We start from the raw sequence: 16,795 nt of genomic DNA, 5'->3' as shown, positions 1-16,795 counted from the left end.
ACGGGCACACACAATGACAGTTTCCGGGACAGCCACCGGCGTCCGCGTCCGCATCGCTCCCTCGCCGACCGGCGAGCCGCATGTCGGCACCGCTTACATCGCTCTCTTCAACTACCTTTTCGCCAAGAAGCACGGCGGCGAGTTCATCCTGCGCATCGAGGATACCGATGCGACGCGCTCGACCCCGGAATTCGAGACGAAGGTGTTGGACGCACTGAAATGGTGCGGGCTGGAATGGAAGGAAGGCCCTGATATCGGCGGCCCCTACGGCCCCTATCGCCAGTCCGACCGCAAGGACATGTACCAACCTTACGGGCAGGAATTGCTGGACAAGGGCCATGCCTTCCGCTGTTTCTGCACGCCCGCACGGCTGGAGCAAATGCGGGAAACCCAGCGCGCCGCCGGCAAGCCGCCGAAGTACGATGGTCTCTGCCTCAACCTCACAGCCGAGGAGGTCACCTCGCGCATGGCCGCCGGCGAAACGACCGTCATCCGCATGAAGATCCCGGCCGAAGGCTCCTGCGACTTTACCGACGGCGTCTATGGCGACGTGTCGATCCCGTGGGATTCGGTCGACATGCAGGTGCTCGTCAAGGCCGACGGCATGCCGACCTATCATATGGCCAACGTCATCGACGACCATCTGATGAAGATCACCCATGTCGCCCGCGGTGAAGAGTGGCTGGCTTCGGTGCCGAAGCATATCCTGCTTTATCGCTATTTCGGCTGGGACCAGCCGGTCTTCATGCATCTGTCGCTGATGCGCAATGCCGACAAGTCGAAGCTGTCGAAGCGCAAGAACCCGACCTCGATCTCCTATTACTCCGCGCTCGGCTACATCCCCGAGGCGCTGATGAACTTCCTCGGCCTGTTCTTCATCCAGATTGCCGAAGGCGAAGAACTGCTGGATATGGACGAGCTCTCCGCGAAGTTCGATCCGGAGAACCTCTCCAAGGCCGGCGCGATCTTCGACATTCAGAAGCTCGACTGGCTGAACGGCCGCTGGATCCGCGAGAAGCTCTCCGAAGAGGAATTCCAGGCACGTGTGCTGACCTGGGCGATGGAAAACGACCGCGTGAAGGAAGGTCTGCGGCTGTCGCAGACGCGCATTTCCAAGCTCGGCGAGCTGCCCGATCTCGCAGGCTTCCTGCTGAAGTCCGATCTTGGCCTGCAGCCTTCCGACTTCGCCAAGATCAAGTCGCCGCCGGAAGAGATCCTGGATATCCTCAACACCGTTCAGCCGGATCTCGAAAAGATCCTGGAATGGAATGTCGAGACGATCGAGGCGGAGCTGCGCGCGATCGCCGACCGCATGGGCAAGAAGCTGAAGGTCGTGGTCTCGCCGCTTTTCGTTGCCGTGTCCGGCTCGTCGCGCTCGCTGCCACTCTTCGATTCCATGGCGATCCTCGGCCGGTCCGTTGTGCGTCAGCGCCTGAAGCTCGCCTCGCAGGCGGTCGCCGCCCTCGTCGGCTCGAAGTAAGAAAAGTCAGAGGATTTCGACAGTGGCTGACAACAAGACCGAAAACACCCTTTCCTCCGACGCGACGGAAGTGCGCGCCCAGAAGCTGAAGCTGCTGCGTGAGCAGATCGGCGAGGTCTATCCGGCGCATTTCCACCGCACGATGACCAATGCCGAACTCATCGCGAAATATGAGAACCTGGAAGCTGACGTCGAGACGCAGGATGTCGTCACCGTCGCCGGCCGCGTCTACTCGTCGCGCAACTCCGGCATGTTCATGGACATCCACGATGCCGGCGGCAAGATCCAAATTTTCAGTCACAAGGACACGACCCCGGAAGAAGCCCGCGCGCTGCTGCCGATGATCGACATCGGCGACATCATCGGCGTCACCGGCATCGTGCGCCGCACCAAGCGTGGCGAGCTGACGATCAACGCACAGACCATCACCATGCTGACGAAGTCGCTGCTGCCGATGCCGGAGAAGTGGCACGGTCTCTCCGATATCGAACTGCGCTACCGCAAGCGCCATCTCGACATCATGACCAACGAGGATTCGAAGCTGCGCTTCCAGCAGCGCTCGAAGATCCTCTCCGGCATCCGCCGCTTCATGGAAAATGACGGCTTCATGGAAGTCGAGACGCCGATGCTGCATTCGGTCTATGGCGGCGCCACCGCCGAGCCGTTCAAGACGCATCACAACACGTTGAAGCTCGACATGTACCTGCGCATCGCGCCCGAACTGTTCCTCAAGCGCACGCTGGTCTCGGGGCTGACCGACAAGGTCTTCGAGATCAACCGGAACTTCCGTAACGAAGGCGTTTCCACTCGGCACAATCCCGAATTCACCATGATGGAGTGTTACTGGGCCTATGCCGACTACGAAGACATCATGGACCTCGTCGAGCGGCTGTTCGAAACCTTGGCGCTCTCCATTCACGGTTCGACGGAATTCCCCTTCGGCGACAAGACCATGTCCTTCAAGGGTCCGTTCAAGCGCGTGCCGATGCCCGACGCCGTCAAGGAAGCGACCGGTATCGATTTCCGCGCCATCAAGACCGATGAAGAGGCCCGCGCCGCCGCCAAGGCTGCAGGCTTCGCGGTCGAGAAGGATTGGACCTGGGGTGAATGCCTCGCCTTCATCTTCGAAGAGAAGGTCGAGCAGACGCTGATCCAGCCGTCGCATGTCACGCATTTCCCGAAGGACATTTCGCCCTTCGCCAAGGAAGTGCCGGGCGAGCCGCGCCTCGTCGAGCGCTTCGAGACCTATTGCAACGCCTGGGAACTCGGCAACGCCTTCTCGGAACTCAACGATCCCGAAGAGCAGCGCCGTCGTATGGTCGAGCAGCTCGAACAGGCGCATGCCCGCGGCGAAAAGGAAAAGCAGCTCGACGAGGAATTCCTCGACGCGATCGACCAGGGCATGCCCCCGGCAGGTGGCCTCGGCATCGGCGTCGACCGTCTCATCATGCTGCTGACCAATGCGCCGTCGATCCGCGACGTCATCCTCTTCCCGGCCCGCCGCAGCAAGGCCGACTGACAGGAAGAAGCTCACAAAAACAAAGCGGGGGCCGGCGGGCACTCCGCTTTTTTCATGCCCGCTGTTCAGTGGGTTTTGGCGGCTTCAGCCGGCGGCTCTTCGGCCGGTGCATCTGCGCCGTGGCCGCCTGCAGCCGGCGCGGCTTCGCTTTCGGCTGCCGTCGCTGCGCCATGCCCGCCGCCTGCGGCCTTTTTGCCTTTTTCCTCGCTTTTGGTCGAGGCAACGGCGACCGGGTCGACGCAATCCTCGGGGTCCTTGAAAGCGGCGCTGATCATGGCGATTTCGTCGGACGGCATCTCTATCCGCTCGCCGAAGAACAGCCCGTTTTCGCTGGCCTTTCCGTCGTAGTAGCGCGCTGTATAGGACTTGTCGTCGAGGCCCGGAACGGTCTTGTCGGGATGCGGGATATAGACGACATCGGCGCCGATCGCCCGGCCGCGAATATCGGCGCGCATCGTCGGTCCGTTTTCGTCGAGCACCACCACCTGCACCAGATCCGGCTTCTGCGCGGCATAAACCGCCTGAGCGACACGAAGCGCGGTCTTGACCCGCGTCATCCCGTCGGTCGGTTCGGTCTTGATGTATTTGCGCACCCAGACGCGATCCTGCTTGCGAATCGTCACCAGGTTGACGTCACTGCATTCGAGCCCGTAGCCACCACCAGTTGCATCGATCAGCCTGTCCTTGCCGACATAGACAGCCGCACCGCCAGAAACGCCCGCGAGAAGAGCGACTCCGCCAATGATGATTGCCAATTTCCGGGAAGGCCGGAATATGCGCAGTAAGGCCTTCACGCCAACTGCTCCGCCATCTGAAACTCCAACGCAGGACAAGTGCTGAGAACGCTAAGGAAATGACGTTTCCGAAAGTTTAAGTGGGCATGCGAAGCCCGCCCCATTTTAGGAAAATACCAAAAAAGGTCCGCTTTTTCCGACCGCTTGCCACGGCCCGTTCCGCCATGCTCTAAAACCCCATGGCCTTCACGCTTCGCCAGGTTCAATATTTTGTCGCCGTCGCCGAACAGGGTTCGGTGACGCGAGCCGCACAGAACCTTTCGATCTCGCAATCCTCGGTGACGGAAGCGCTGAAGGAGCTCGAAACCGACCTCGGCGTCGAACTCTTCGAGCGCCATCCGCGCGGCCTGACGATCACCCACAACGGCCACCAGTTCCTGCGTCACGCTACGAAGATCCTGGCCTCCGTCTCCGATGCACGGACCAGCTTTTCCGGCCAGCAAAGCGCCCTCTCCGGCACGCTGAACATCGGCGTCACCTCGCTTGTCGCCGGCTACGTGCTCTCTGATCTCCTGGCGCGATACCGGCGCGCCTGTCCGGGCATCGAGGTCAGCGCCATCGAGGACAATGGCGGTTACCTCGAACATCTCCTGGTTGGCGGCGAATTGGATGTCGCCGTCATGGTGATATCCAACCTGCGCGACCGCATGGCGCTGCAGGCGGAGATCTTGGAAACCTCGCCCTATCGACTATGGCTGCCGATGGGCCATCCGCTGGTATCGGCCGACATCATCTCGGTCGCCGACATCGCCCGCGAACCGCTGATCATGCTGACGGTCGACGAAATCGAGGAGAACACCGGCAAGCTGCTCTCGGCACTCGGCGCCCGCCCGCATGTCGCCTTCCGCACCCGCTCGGTGGAGGCGGTGCGCAGCCTGGTTGCAACAGGCGCCGGCGTAGCCCTGCTTCCTGATCTCGTCTACCGACCATGGTCGCTCGAAGGTGACCGCATCGAGAGCCGTGACGTCTCGGGATCGCTGCCGGTCGTCCAGGTCGGCATGGTCTGGCGCAAAGGCTCCAGCCTGCCGCAGGCGGCGCGCGATTTCGTCGGTATCGCCGAAAGCTTGAGATCCGGTCGCATCCGCTGATATCGGAATTTCCGATATCGTCTTTCTGATAAATGAATTTGCGAAAGCGGCTTTTTCGCGTCACCTTTTCATCCGGGAACAACCGCCACAGAAGTGGCAAACCGGGAGACGGATGATGACGAATCTGTTGAAATCCTGCACGGCAGCGCTCGCCTGCCTGAGCTTCGCGACGCAGGGAATCGCCGCCGAACCGCTGAAGGCCTTGGGCAAAGGCGAAGGTGCGGTCAGCATTGTCGCCTGGGCCGGCTATATCGAACGCGGCGAAACCGACAAGAACTACGACTGGGTCACCGATTTCGAAAAGGAAAGCGGCTGCAAGGTTTCCGTCAAGACCGCCGCCACCTCGGATGAAATGGTGTCGCTGATGAACGAGGGCGGCTTCGATCTTGTCACGGCATCGGGCGACGCCTCGCTCCGTCTCATCGCCGGCAAGCGTGTCCAGCCGATCAACACCGATCTGATCCCGAGCTTCAAGACCGTCGACGAGCGTCTGCAGAACGGACCGTGGTATACGGTCGGCGGCGTGCATTACGGCGTGCCCTATCTCTGGGGGCCGAACGTGCTGATGTACAATACCGATGCCTTCAAGGACAAGGCGCCGACCAGCTGGAACGTCGTCTTCGAGGAGCAGACGCTGCCCGACGGCAAGTCGAACAAGGGCCGCGTCCAGGCCTATGACGGCGCGATCTACATCGCCGATGCCGCCATGTATCTGATGGCCCACAAGCCGGATCTCGGCATCAAGGATCCCTACGAATTGACCGAGGACCAGTACAAGGCTGCCCTCGACCTGTTGCGCGGCCAGCGCAAGCTCGTCTCCCGCTACTGGCACGATGCGATGATCCAGATCGACGACTTCAAAAACGAAGGCGTCGTCGCCTCCGGCTCCTGGCCCTTTCAGGTGAACCTGCTGCAGGCCGACAAGCAGAAGATCGCCTCCACTTTCCCGGATGAAGGCGTCACCGGCTGGGCCGACACCACCATGCTGCACGCTGACAGCGAACATCCGAACTGCGCCTATATGTGGATGGAGCATTCGCTGAAGGCCAAGGTTCAGGGCGACGCCGCCGCCTGGTTCGGCGCCGTGCCCTCCGTTCCCGCCGCCTGCAAGGGCAATGAGCTGATGGGCGATAGCGGCTGCGCCAACAACGGCTTCGATCACTTCGACAAGATCAAGTTCTGGAAAACCCCGGTCGCCAAATGCACGACGCAGACCGAATGCGTGCCCTATCATCGCTGGGTGTCGGATTATATCGGCGTGATCGGCGGAAGGTAATCGCGTTACAGCCCCTCACCCTAACCCTCTCCCCGCCTGCGGGGAGAGGGGACTTGCCCCGCGACAAGTTGGTGAGCAAAAGCAGCGCCGCATGTCCCCTTCTCCCCGCGCGCGGGGAGAAGGTGCCCGGCAGGGCGGATGAGGGGCTGACACGGCAGAACATAGTTATTCTGGAGCCCCCAATGACCCCCGCCGTCCGTTTCCAGCAGGTATCGCGCCATTTCGGCCAGGTTCGCGCCGTCGACGGCGTCGATCTCGAGATCGCGCCCGGCGAATTCTTCGCCATGCTCGGGCCGTCCGGCTCCGGCAAGACGACATGCCTGCGATTGATCGCTGGCTTCGAACAGCCGACCGCGGGCCATATCCAGATCTTCGGCGAGACGGCCGACGGCGTTCCGCCCTATCGCCGCAACGTCAACACCGTGTTCCAGGACTACGCGCTCTTTCCGCATCTGAATATCCTCGATAATGTTGCCTATGGGCTGATGGTCAAGGGCGTCGGCAAGGTGGAGCGGATGAAGGCGGCAGGCGATGCCCTCGAGCTCGTCAAGCTGCCGGGCTACGGCGCCCGCCGCCCCGGCCAGCTGTCCGGCGGCCAGCGGCAGCGCGTGGCGCTCGCCCGCGCGCTCGTCAACAAACCGAAAGTGCTGCTGCTCGACGAGCCGCTCGGCGCGCTTGACCTGAAGCTGCGCGAGCAAATGCAGGAAGAATTGAAGAGCCTGCAGCGCGCGCTCGGCATCACCTTCGTCTTCGTCACCCACGATCAGGGCGAGGCGCTGTCCATGGCCGACCGCGTCGCCGTTTTCAACGATGGCAATATCGTCCAGCAAGGCACGCCGCAGGATATCTACCGCTGCCCGAAGACCCGCTTCGTCGCCGATTTCGTCGGCTCGTCGAACGTCATCGCGCCTGAGCTGATGGCCTTGCTCGGCGGCGAGAAACGCTGGGCAAGCCTGCGCCCCGAAGCGATCCGGCTGGCAAGCGATGGCGTCGAGGCGAAAGTTGAAAATGCAAGCTTCCTCGGCGCCGCCACCCGTCTCAGCGTCGACCTCAAGGGCAGCCGGCTGCATGTCATGCTGCCGGCGGGCGCGCCGGTGCCGGATGTCGGCGCCGGTATCCGCCTCGCCTGGCAGCCGGCCGATATCCACTACATGGATGATGCGGCATGACGACGCTCACCATCACAGGCGGCAAGACATCGATCCTTCCGGGACGCGGCGGTTTCTTCGGTCAGCTATCGGATGCCTTCTGGCGACACCCGAAGCTGCTGCTTTTCCTGATGCTGACGCCGCCGCTGCTCTGGCTCGGCATTATCTATATCGGCTCGCTGATCGCCCTGCTTCTGCAAAGCTTCTTCTCGATCGACGATTTTTCCGGGCTGGTGAATTACGAATTCACCCTCTCGACCTACGCCCAGCTTCTCAGCCCGACGAATTTCGACATCATCATCCGCACCGTCGTCATGTCGGCGCTGGTCACTATCGCTGCAGCTTTCATCGCCTTTCCGATCGCTTACTACGCAGCGCGTTATGCGCAAGGCAAATGGAAGGCGCTCTTCTATCTCGGCGTCATGCTGCCGCTCTGGTCGAGCTATCTCGTCAAGATCTACGCCTGGAAGCTGATCCTCGCCAAGGAGGGCATCCTCACCTGGATCTTCGAGAAGCTCCATCTCTCCTGGCTGCTCGATGCCATCCTGAACCTGCCCGTCATCGGCGGCAACTCACTGTCGGTCAGCTACCTCGGCACCTTCATCGTCTTCGTCTATATCTGGCTGCCCTATATGATCCTGCCGACGCAGGCGGCCCTCGAACGGGTGCCCGGCAACCTGATCGAGGCCTCGGCGGATCTCGGCGCCGCACCGCGCCAGACCTTCCGCACCGTGCTCCTGCCCTTAGCGCTCCCCGGCATCGTCGCTGGTTCGATCTTCACCTTCTCGCTGACATTGGGTGATTACATCATCCCGCAGATCATCGGCTCATCCAGGCTCTTTATCGGCCAGGCGGTCTATGCCCAGCAGGGAACGGCAGGCAATGTGCCGCTCGCCGCCGCCTTCTCCGTCGTGCCGATCGTCATCATGGCGCTTTATCTGTCGCTCGCTAGAAAATTGGGGGCTTTCGATGCGCTCTGACCCCAAGAGATCGCCACTGCCCCTGAAGATCGCCGCAGCCGCCGGACTGCTCTTCCTGCATCTGCCGATCCTGCTGATCTTCGTCTATGCCTTCACGACAGAGGAGAAGAGCTATCAATGGCCGCCGCCCGGGCTGACCCTGCAGTGGTTTACCGTCGCCTGGAACCGGCCGGACGTCTGGTCGGCGCTCAGCCTTTCGGTGCAGGTCGCCGTTATCGCCACGGCGATCGCGCTGGTCCTCGGCACGCTCTGTGCGGCAGCCGTCAGCCAGACGAAGTTCTTCGGCCGCGAGGCGATCTCGCTGCTGGTCATCCTGCCGATCGCCCTTCCCGGCATCATCACCGGCATTGCGCTCCGCTCCGCCTTCAGCCTGTTCGACATTCCGTTTTCGGTCTGGACGATCGTGCTCGGCCACGCCACGTTCTGCGTGGTCGTCGTCTACAACAATGCGGTCGCCCGCTTCCGCCGCACCTCCGGCTCGCTGATCGAGGCTTCGATGGATCTCGGCGCCGACGGCTTTCAAACCTTCCGCCATGTCATCCTGCCGAATATCGGCACCGCCCTTCTTGCCGGCGGCATGCTTGCCTTCGCGCTGTCTTTCGACGAGGTCATCGTCACCACCTTCACCGGTGGCCAACAATCGACCTTGCCGATCTGGATGCTCGAAGAACTCATCCGCCCGCGCCAGCGCCCCGTCACCAATGTGGTCGCCATGGTCGTCGTGCTCGTCACCTTCCTGCCGATCCTGGCAGCCTATTACCTCACCCGCGATGGCGACCAGATCGCCGGCGCCGGCAAATAAAGGGAGAACATCATGGATATCCAAATGCTGATCGGTTCCCGCTTCGAAAAAGGCACGGAGACGGAAGAGCACATCTTGAACCCGAAGACGGGCGAGACGGTGATTGACCTTGCCGAAGCCTCCCTCACCCAGGTCGACGCCGCCGTCGATGCCGCCGAAAAAGCCTTTACAAGCTGGTCGCAGACGACGCCGGGCGAACGTTCCGGCTACCTATTGAAGATCGCCGATGCGATCGAGAAGGACGCCACAGGCTTCGCCACATTGGAGGCTTTGAACTGCGGCAAGCCTATCAATGCCGTGCTGAACGACGAGATCCCGTCGATCGTCGATTGTTATCGCTTCTTCGCCGGCGCCGTGCGCAACCTGCACGCACCGGCGGCGGGCGAATATCTGCCCGGCCACACCTCGATGATCCGCCGCGATCCGATCGGCATCGTCGGCTCGATCGCACCGTGGAACTATCCGCTGATGATGATGGCCTGGAAGCTGGCGCCGGCGATCGCCGGCGGCAATACCGTCGTCTTCAAGCCTTCGGAGCAGACGCCGCTGACGTCGCTGAAGATGGCGAAGCTGCTCTCCGAAATCCTTCCCGAAGGCGTCGTCAACGTCATCCTCGGCCGTGGTGAAAGTGTCGGCAACGCCCTGATCAATCACGCCAAGATCGGGATGGTCTCGATCACCGGCGATATCGCCACCGGCAAGAAGGTGCTGCAGGCCGCTGCCAAGACGGTCAAGCGCACCCACTTGGAACTCGGCGGCAAGGCCCCGGTCATCGTGTTCGACGATGCCGATATTGATGCGGTCGTCGCAGGCATCCGCACCTTCGGCTATTACAATGCCGGCCAGGACTGCACCGCTGCCTGCCGCATCTATGCCGATGCCAGGGTCTACGACAATTTCGTCGCCGATCTCTCCTCGGCCGTCTCGAGCATCCGCTTCAACCAGGCCGACGATACCGAAAACGAGATCGGGCCGCTGATCTCCAAGCGCCAGCGCGACCGCGTCGAAAGCTTCGTCGCCCGCGCTTCCGAACACAAGCACATGGAGATCACTGCCGGCGGCGAGGTCTCCGGCGACAAGGGCTTCTTCTTCACGCCGACTGTCATCGCGGGCGCCCTGCAAGACGACGAGATCGTCCGCCGCGAGGTCTTCGGCCCGGTCGTCTCGGTCACCCGCTTTACCGATGCCGACGAAGCCGTTGCCTGGGCAAACGATAGCGACTACGGCCTGGCCTCCTCTGTCTGGACCAAAGATATCGGCCGCGGCATGAAGACAGCCGCCCGCCTGCAATATGGCTGCACCTGGATCAACACACATTTCATGCTGGTCAACGAGATGCCGCATGGCGGCCTCAAACAGTCGGGTTACGGCAAGGACATGTCGGTCTACGCGCTGGAGGACTATACCGCCGTACGCCACGTGATGATCAATCACGGCTGATAGACGAAAAGGCAGATATTCCGTGGGTATAAGGCGCGCGGATAGCAACCAGGCGACTGTTGTTGAAACGGAACACTCAGCTGATAAATATCGCCTGCTATTGTCTTATTTTATTGTTGCGGCAATACGGGCACTCCATAGTCGACCTCCGGCTCGAAAGCCGGGTCGGCAGTAGCTTCGGTTAAGGCAGTCTTTGTTCATGGCGACGCGCATCGATATCTCCGAGCTCGAAAAGGCCATGGACGGATTGCTGGAATCCGCCCTCGTCCCGGAAAGATGGGCCGGCACGCTGGAAGCGATCTCTCGGGCGACTGGCTCTGCAGGCGCCCACATCATGCCGGCGGTCGGTAAGTTTTCTCCAGGTTTCCTGACAACACCCAACCTGCTTGAAGCCTTCGACGTCTATTTCGCCGAAGGTTGGCACAAGCGGGATTTCCGCGAGCGCGGGCTTCCGATCGCGCTTGCCAAGGGTGTCATCATCGAGCACGATATCGCCTCGGAAGAAGAGTTCCGGCGCCAGGAATTCTACACCGAATTCCTCGCCCGCTTTGGTCTGCGTTATTCCGCGATGATCGGCTTTACCTCGGGCGATACGCTGCTCAGCCTCAACCTGCAGCGCCGCGTCGACGATCATCCCTTCGACCGGGAGGAGGAGCGGATCCTGCTTGCCATGCGATCGAAACTGACTGCCTCGGCCGAGATCATCCGCTCGCTGCAAACCGCAAAGATCGAAGGCATGAGCGAGGCCTTCGAGCTCAGCGGCACCGCCTCGGTCTTCTTCGACCGCACCGGCCGCGTCAGCCATCTGAACAATCGCGCCGAACGATTGCTCGACGGCGATATCCGCATCGTCGATCGCGAACTCGTTTCCGGCAGCCAGGAGGAGACTGGCTTGCTGCGGCGGCATCTGAAGGCGGTTCTCGGCGGCGACACCTTCCTCAGTCCTGCCGTGTCGACGCCGGTGCTCTTCTCACGCCCCGGCAAGGCACCGCTCGTCATTCGTGCCCAGCTCCTGCGAGGCCTGCCGGCGGATCTCTTCGCCCATTCTCACGCCGTTGCAATCGTTACCGACCTTTCCGAACGCGCAAGAGCGGACGGCGATCTTCTCCGTCGGCTCTTCGCCCTGACGCCGCAGGAGGCGACCGTCGCACGCCTGCTGATGGAAGGCTCCTCCCCTCGCCAGATCGCCGAGATCTGTGGCCTGACCTACGAAACGGCGCGCGGCTACGTCAAGAAAGTGCTCTCCAAGACCGGAACGCAGCGCCAGTCGCAGCTGATCTCGCTTCTCTTCGGCCTGAAGATCTAAAGCATGTCGCGTAAAAGTGCGCAGCGGTTTTGCCTCCGGAATTCCGCAAAAACAGAAAGATAAAGCGAAGCGGACCTCAAGCCGTGTGGCCGTAAAGCGCCAGCAATTGCCCGCCGCCGCTCCAGACCATGTCGAGCGCGACATAGACGATGACCACAAGGCCGATCCAGCCGATCCACCTGAAGCGGTGGAGCAGCTTGGCGACGAAATTCGACGCGACGGCGATCGCCTTGCCGCGCAGCTCGCTGACAAGGCCGGTAGCAGCCATGCCGATGACGATGACATTGTCTCCCGACAGCACTTCGAAATAAGCGGAGATTGTATGCTGGTCCAGAAAAGCTCGCATGATGGCGGAGCTTTCATCGATGGGGCAAATCGATAGTCCCTTGAAACGGATCGTACGGGCTTTGAAATGACCCGCCTTTCTCCAAGAGTACGCCATCCCATCGCAACCGAACTGGAACAATTTCCCGGTTGCCGCGTCTTTCCCAGGCAACCGCAAAGGATGACGTCATGCTGAAATGGGCCCTGATATTTTTCGTAATTTCGATCATCGCCGGCTTCTTCGGTTTCTCGGGCGTCTCCGCCGCCACCGCGACGATCGCCCGCGTTCTCTTCGGCATTGCGCTGGTAATCTTCCTGATCTTCCTCGTCCTCGCACTGATGGCCGGCCAGGCGATCTTGTGAGCGGTTGTTGGGGGGCGCTCAGCAAAGCCGCCGATAACAGACTGTTTGGCGACAATATCGTCGTTGCCGTGGTCGCTCCGCTACCGCAGCGGCATCATTCTAGCTTGAGGTCAGTTCACGCCCCTGGCCGCGCAGGTTGCCTCTTCATCCGAAGACCTTCCGATTTCGGGGGCATTCACGACAATACCGCCCTGAGCCAGGGATGCATTCTGTTTGTTCGCTTTCTCAGCAGCTTGTCGATCGATATCGATCCCGCACCCGAAGCCGCCAGGACGAACATGCCGCCGGCAATCGCCAGGTCCTTCTCGAAATGCAGCAGTTCGTTCTGGCTTGCAAAATTCGTGTGAAAGAGCAAGGCGGTCGCCAGGCAGAAGAGTGCCAGTGCCAATGCGCCAAGCCGGGTGAAGAAACCTGCCGCGACGGAAAGGCCGGCGCCGATCTGTAGGGCGATGGTGGCAAGTGCCATCGGCGCCGACAGCCCCAGTTTTGCGAAAATGTCGATGGTCGCCGGGATATCTACCGCGAGCGTCCAAGCTTCGTGCAGGAAGATCAGCGACAGCAGAAGCCTGCCGAGGAGAAGAACGAGATCGGCCAGTCGGGGCCGGCTAGAGGCGCTTACCATCATACCCTCCGTTTGAAGAGCAGGCGGTTCGGCCCGCTCATGCAATCAGCTCCTCAGATCCTCGCAGCTCCGCGAGCACCGCATATTATAGCAGGCTCGCCCCGACATTGATCGCAAGCGCCAGGATCGTCGTATTGAACAGGAACGACAGCACGGCATGCAACAGCGTCAGCTTGCGCATGCTGGTCGAACTGACCGCGACATCCGCCGTCTGTGCGGCAACACCGATGGTGAAGGAGAAATAGAGGAAATCCCAGTAGCCGGGCTCTTCGATCCCGTCGGGAAACTTCAGCCCGCCCTCCTCGTCCGCCCCGCCATAGAAATAATGGGCATAGTGGATGGTGAAGAGCGTATGCAGGAAGATCCAGGAGATCAGGATCGTCAGAACCGCAACACCTGCCCTCGCCAGCGCGACGTCAGGTGCGGCCTCCTTGATCGAATGAAGCTCGAGGCCGATACCGGCAATGCTGGCAAGTGCGGCACCGATCGACAGAGCCAGCAGGACGGTGTCGGAGAAGTCGAGATCCGCCGAGCGTTTCCGGATGCTTTCAACCGTCGCCCGCAGCATTTTGCGCCAACTGAGCGCGACAAAAACGCCGGCGCTGACATTCCAGCCGAACAAGATATTGCCGGCGCTGACTTCGCGGGAGGTGAGAGCCAAGAAGACTACCAGTCCGGCAACAACGGCGATGATGAAGCTCGCATGCTTGTAGACAAATGCCGCAAGCGAATTTGCCCGTTCCTCACCCGCCATATCGGTCTCCGACAGCATATGCCCTTGATAACAGCATGAAAAAGGCGCGCCTGCCAGCCGGCAGCCGCGCCTTTAGAGCCTTTCCGGGTTAGATTGCAGCATTCTGCCGGAGCAGGTTTTCGTCAGGGCAAAGGCGATTGGCGAAGGGCATCCACAAGGTACGTCCGAGCCGATCGCCTTTGATCCTGGCGGAAAGATGCCCGGCCCACCGGCCGCACCGCTTCGCCATGCGAAGCGACAAGTGCGTCCGGCGATTTTAAGTCTTGCAGATTTGCCAGGCAAATCTGCGGGAGGGTTGGCTGAAACGGGCCGCCTGCTCGACCGGCCGGCTTGGCCGTAGAGCCGGGCTACGACACGCGCCGGCCGGTCGACCATCCGACTCCGTTTGAGCCAACAGAATGCTGCAATCTAACCCGGAAAGTCTCTAATTGTATGCCGCGCCTTATCAGGCGGCGGCGAGCTGCAGTTCCTTCTGCACCATGGTGCGCAACGTTCCGAGATCCTTGGCGAAGGCGCGGATGCCTTCGGCGAGTTTTTCCGTCGCCATCGCGTCTTCGTTCATCATCCAGCGGAAGGTCTTCTCGTCGACGGAGACCTTCGGATCCGGCTTGCGGCTCTCCGGCGAGAGCTTGCGCTCCAGCTTGCCGTCATCCTTGGCGAGTTCGTCGAGCAGGTTCGGGCTGATGGTCAGGCGGTCGCAGCCGGCAAGGGCTTCGATTTCGCCGGCGCTGCGGAAGGAGGCGCCCATGACGATCGTCTTGATGTCGTTCGCCTTGTAGTAGTTGTAGATTTCACGGACGGAGATGACGCCCGGATCTTCCTCGGCAGTGTAGTCCTTGCCCGTCGACTTCTTGTACCAGTCGAGGATGCGGCCGACGAAAGGCGAGATCAGGAACACTTTGGCGTCGGCGCAAGCGATCGCCTGGGCTTTGCTGAAAAGAAGCGTCAGGTTGCAGTCGATGCCTTCCTTCTGCAGCACTTCCGCGGCGCGGATGCCTTCCCAGGTGGAAGCGAGCTTGATGAGGATGCGGTCCTGGTCGATGCCGCGATCCTTGTAAGCGGCGATGATCGCGCGCGCCTTGGCAAGCGAAGCCTCGGTATCGAAGGAAAGATCGGCGTCGACTTCGGTCGAGACGCGGCCCGGGACGAGCTTCACCAGGGCTGCGCCGACGGAAATGGCGAGACGATCGGCGACGGCGGAAGAAACGGCTTCGGGATTGCCGCCCTGCTTCTTACCCCAGGTAACGGCTTCCTTGATGGCGTCGGCGAACATCGGCGTGCCGAGAGCCTTGAGCACGATGCTCGGGTTCGTCGTGCAATCGACCGGCTTCAGGCGGGCGACGGCCTCGATGTCGCCGGTATCGGCGACCACGGTGGTAATCTCGCGGAGTTGGTCAAGCTTGGATGTCATGGTCAATAATCCTTGTTGAACTTGGGCTGCGACCGGCGCGAGTTCCGCCGGGCAAAGGTGATCTACCGACAGGTTGTTTGTATGCTGCAGGCGAAAATGCGCGCATCCGTCACGGATGATTCATAAACGTGAAGGACAGTGGCCGTGTTCCGGCCGCGAACGAACGGCTGTTCGTACGCAAGCGATGCCGCTTGCGGCTGGAAGGCCGGTCGTGACTTTCGGCATGCCCGCACTATGTCCTCCTCGGACGGACAAGAACGACGTGTGTCACCCGGACTATCGCCATTCGCCTTACGAAAAGTCAAGGACATTTGTGCATTTCAATTGACATAAGTGTCACACCCGTCATTATCCCCGGCAACAAAAGCGTCGCTAAGGCCTTTCATCCCACGAGGGATCTAGGGCAGGAAATCGTGCGGAGGAGATGTGGTCAAGCTCAAACGCGGCACGCACACGGCCTATTCGGAGGCATCCTCGCTACGGCTAAGGGCGGCATGGCTCTATTACAACGAGGGCCTGACCCAGAAGGACGTCGCCGAACAGCTCGGCATCAGTCGTACCACGGTGATCCGTCTGCTCGACGAGGCGATGAAGCGCAGCGAAGTCCAGATCTGGATCAACGATTCGATCGGCGACTGCGTTGAACTTTCGGTGAAGCTGGAACGCGCCTACGGCCTCGACGAGGCGATCGTCGTCCCTGCGCCGGTCAATGGCGACGTCAATTCGCTGGCTAAAAATGTCGGCCTGGCGCTTGGCCGGTTCCTCTCCGAAGCCATCCCGGACGACTACACCATCGGCGTCGGCTGGGGCCGCACCATGACCGCCTCGCTGTCGAGCTTCCGGCCGCCGCGGCGCGCCAATTGCAAGGTCGTCTCGCTGCTGGGCGGCATCGTCGCCGTGCATCAGACGAACCCAATCGATTACACATGGCGGCTGGCAAATCAGCTCGGCGCCGAGTGCTACATGTTCCTGGCGCCGCTTCTCGTCGATTCCATCGAGACGAAGCGCAATCTGATCGAGAAGTGCGGGCTGGACACGATCTACCGCCTCGCCGAAAACCTCGATCTGGCGATCGTCAGCTGCGGCGATATCGGCCCGCATTCGACCTCGCTGTCGGAGGGCTGGATCTCGAAGGGAGAGTTGCAGGAGTTGATCGATGCCGGCTGCGTCTGCGACACCATGTTCAACTTTCTCGACAAGGACGGCAATTCGGTCGACCACTCGATCAATCGCCGCGTGATGTCCGTCGATCTCGACACGCTGAAGGAGGCCAAGCACATCGTGCTCTCCTCCGGCGGCGCCCATCGAGCCGTCGCCATTCGCGCGACGATCAAGCGCATCGGCTGCAACACGCTGATCACCGATGAAAGTGCTGCCCGGGCGTTACTGGAACTGGCCGAGACGTCACCGTCTGCCATTTCTCCGCAGCACAGAGAAGTGGCAGAGCGATAAGCGGCGAACGACCCGCCGCTCCGCCCAGGAAACCCC

16 protein-coding genes are annotated in these 16,795 nt (G+C 61.2%); 11 read left to right on the top strand and 5 right to left on the bottom strand.

Features of this window, described 5'->3' with window-relative positions; all coding sequences use genetic code 11:
* The first annotated feature begins 13 nt into the window (after positions 1–13).
* A complete protein-coding gene (gene gltX, locus OIU37_RS29570) occupies positions 14–1,480 on the top strand; it encodes a glutamate--tRNA ligase (RefSeq protein WP_264259483.1) in 1,467 nt (488 codons plus the stop codon).
* Between the two features lie 22 nt (positions 1,481–1,502).
* Positions 1,503–2,999 carry a lysine--tRNA ligase gene (gene lysS / locus OIU37_RS29565; protein WP_264259482.1) on the top strand — a complete coding sequence of 499 codons (1,497 nt, stop codon included), beginning with the start codon at positions 1,503–1,505 and terminating at the stop codon, positions 2,997–2,999.
* Positions 3,000–3,064: 65 nt separating this feature from the next.
* Here lysS and OIU37_RS29560 read toward each other — a convergent pair whose 3' ends face one another.
* Positions 3,065–3,793, bottom strand: coding sequence for a hypothetical protein (locus OIU37_RS29560; protein ID WP_264259481.1), 729 nt, complete (start codon positions 3,791–3,793; stop codon positions 3,065–3,067).
* A 179-nt stretch (positions 3,794–3,972) separates the two neighbouring features.
* Between OIU37_RS29560 and OIU37_RS29555 the strand changes: the two genes are divergently transcribed.
* The 7 genes from OIU37_RS29555 to OIU37_RS29525 all read left to right on the top strand — a co-directional run bounded on the left by OIU37_RS29555 (position 3,973) and on the right by OIU37_RS29525 (position 11,833).
* Positions 3,973–4,881 (top strand): LysR family transcriptional regulator, encoded by a 909-nt coding sequence (locus OIU37_RS29555; RefSeq protein ID WP_003566676.1) that lies wholly within the window; start codon positions 3,973–3,975, stop codon positions 4,879–4,881.
* A 115-nt stretch (positions 4,882–4,996) separates the two neighbouring features.
* Positions 4,997–6,157 (top strand): ABC transporter substrate-binding protein, encoded by a 1,161-nt coding sequence (locus tag OIU37_RS29550; RefSeq protein ID WP_264259478.1) that lies wholly within the window; start codon positions 4,997–4,999, stop codon positions 6,155–6,157.
* Between the two features lie 182 nt (positions 6,158–6,339).
* Positions 6,340–7,326, top strand: coding sequence for an ABC transporter ATP-binding protein (locus OIU37_RS29545; protein ID WP_264259477.1), 987 nt, complete (start codon positions 6,340–6,342; stop codon positions 7,324–7,326).
* Positions 7,323–8,285 (top strand): ABC transporter permease, encoded by a 963-nt coding sequence (locus OIU37_RS29540; protein ID WP_264259475.1) that lies wholly within the window; start codon positions 7,323–7,325, stop codon positions 8,283–8,285. The genes OIU37_RS29545 and OIU37_RS29540 overlap by 4 nt, the downstream gene beginning before the upstream one ends.
* Positions 8,275–9,087 (top strand): ABC transporter permease, encoded by an 813-nt coding sequence (locus OIU37_RS29535; protein ID WP_264259473.1) that lies wholly within the window; start codon positions 8,275–8,277, stop codon positions 9,085–9,087. The genes OIU37_RS29540 and OIU37_RS29535 overlap by 11 nt, the downstream gene beginning before the upstream one ends.
* Before the next feature lie 12 nt (positions 9,088–9,099).
* The gene (locus tag OIU37_RS29530; RefSeq protein WP_264259472.1) at positions 9,100–10,527 is read left to right on the top strand and encodes a gamma-aminobutyraldehyde dehydrogenase; all 1,428 of its coding nucleotides are present in this window, start codon (positions 9,100–9,102) and stop codon (positions 10,525–10,527) included.
* A 199-nt stretch (positions 10,528–10,726) separates the two neighbouring features.
* Positions 10,727–11,833: a helix-turn-helix transcriptional regulator gene (locus OIU37_RS29525; RefSeq protein WP_180696212.1), complete on the top strand. Its 1,107-nt coding sequence runs from the start codon at positions 10,727–10,729 to the stop codon at positions 11,831–11,833.
* Between the two features lie 76 nt (positions 11,834–11,909).
* Here OIU37_RS29525 and OIU37_RS29520 read toward each other — a convergent pair whose 3' ends face one another.
* Positions 11,910–12,179, bottom strand: coding sequence for a hypothetical protein (locus tag OIU37_RS29520; RefSeq protein WP_264259471.1), 270 nt, complete (start codon positions 12,177–12,179; stop codon positions 11,910–11,912).
* A gap of 167 nt (positions 12,180–12,346) precedes the next feature.
* On the opposite strand from OIU37_RS29520, the gene OIU37_RS29515 reads away from it, so the two are divergent.
* Positions 12,347–12,520, top strand: a complete 174-nt coding sequence (locus OIU37_RS29515; protein ID WP_003552965.1) for a DUF1328 domain-containing protein — start codon at positions 12,347–12,349, stop codon at positions 12,518–12,520.
* Positions 12,521–12,695: 175 nt separating this feature from the next.
* On the opposite strand, the gene OIU37_RS29510 is transcribed toward OIU37_RS29515, so the two are convergent.
* From OIU37_RS29510 to tal, 3 genes are all read right to left on the bottom strand, one after another.
* Entirely contained in the window at positions 12,696–13,145 is a 450-nt protein-coding gene (locus OIU37_RS29510; protein WP_171605442.1) for a DoxX family protein, read from the bottom strand.
* A gap of 82 nt (positions 13,146–13,227) precedes the next feature.
* A complete protein-coding gene (locus OIU37_RS29505) occupies positions 13,228–13,896 on the bottom strand; it encodes a DUF1345 domain-containing protein (RefSeq protein ID WP_264259462.1) in 669 nt (222 codons plus the stop codon).
* Between the two features lie 445 nt (positions 13,897–14,341).
* Positions 14,342–15,307: a transaldolase gene (gene tal / locus OIU37_RS29500; protein WP_171605703.1), complete on the bottom strand. Its 966-nt coding sequence runs from the start codon at positions 15,305–15,307 to the stop codon at positions 14,342–14,344.
* A 426-nt stretch (positions 15,308–15,733) separates the two neighbouring features.
* Here tal and OIU37_RS29495 point away from each other — a divergent pair, with 426 nt between their 5' ends.
* Entirely contained in the window at positions 15,734–16,759 is a 1,026-nt protein-coding gene (locus OIU37_RS29495) for a sugar-binding transcriptional regulator (RefSeq protein ID WP_264259460.1), read from the top strand.
* Positions 16,760–16,795: the final 36 nt, after the last annotated feature.

It is taken from the genome of Rhizobium sp. BT-226 (genome assembly GCF_025847085.2).
Lineage (GTDB): Bacteria > Pseudomonadota > Alphaproteobacteria > Rhizobiales > Rhizobiaceae > Rhizobium > Rhizobium sophorae.
This window is presented reverse-complemented; position numbering and strand designations above follow the sequence as displayed.

Excerpts from the sequence above, each read along its gene's own strand:
- gltX (WP_264259483.1), top strand. The coding sequence starts at position 14 with ATGACAGTTTCCGGGACAGCCACCGGCGTCCGCGTCCGCATCGCTCCC.
- OIU37_RS29555 (WP_003566676.1), top strand. The coding sequence starts at position 3,973 with ATGGCCTTCACGCTTCGCCAGGTTCAATATTTTGTCGCCGTCGCCGAA.
- OIU37_RS29550 (WP_264259478.1), top strand. The coding sequence starts at position 4,997 with ATGACGAATCTGTTGAAATCCTGCACGGCAGCGCTCGCCTGCCTGAGC.
- OIU37_RS29545 (WP_264259477.1), top strand. The coding sequence starts at position 6,340 with ATGACCCCCGCCGTCCGTTTCCAGCAGGTATCGCGCCATTTCGGCCAG.
- OIU37_RS29540 (WP_264259475.1), top strand. The coding sequence starts at position 7,323 with ATGACGACGCTCACCATCACAGGCGGCAAGACATCGATCCTTCCGGGA.
- OIU37_RS29535 (WP_264259473.1), top strand. The coding sequence starts at position 8,275 with ATGCGCTCTGACCCCAAGAGATCGCCACTGCCCCTGAAGATCGCCGCA.
- OIU37_RS29530 (WP_264259472.1), top strand. The coding sequence starts at position 9,100 with ATGGATATCCAAATGCTGATCGGTTCCCGCTTCGAAAAAGGCACGGAG.
- OIU37_RS29525 (WP_180696212.1), top strand. The coding sequence starts at position 10,727 with ATGGCGACGCGCATCGATATCTCCGAGCTCGAAAAGGCCATGGACGGA.
- OIU37_RS29520 (WP_264259471.1), bottom strand. The coding sequence starts at position 12,179 with ATGCGAGCTTTTCTGGACCAGCATACAATCTCCGCTTATTTCGAAGTG.
- OIU37_RS29515 (WP_003552965.1), top strand. The coding sequence starts at position 12,347 with ATGCTGAAATGGGCCCTGATATTTTTCGTAATTTCGATCATCGCCGGC.
- OIU37_RS29510 (WP_171605442.1), bottom strand. The coding sequence starts at position 13,145 with ATGATGGTAAGCGCCTCTAGCCGGCCCCGACTGGCCGATCTCGTTCTT.
- OIU37_RS29505 (WP_264259462.1), bottom strand. The coding sequence starts at position 13,896 with ATGGCGGGTGAGGAACGGGCAAATTCGCTTGCGGCATTTGTCTACAAG.
- tal (WP_171605703.1), bottom strand. The coding sequence starts at position 15,307 with ATGACATCCAAGCTTGACCAACTCCGCGAGATTACCACCGTGGTCGCC.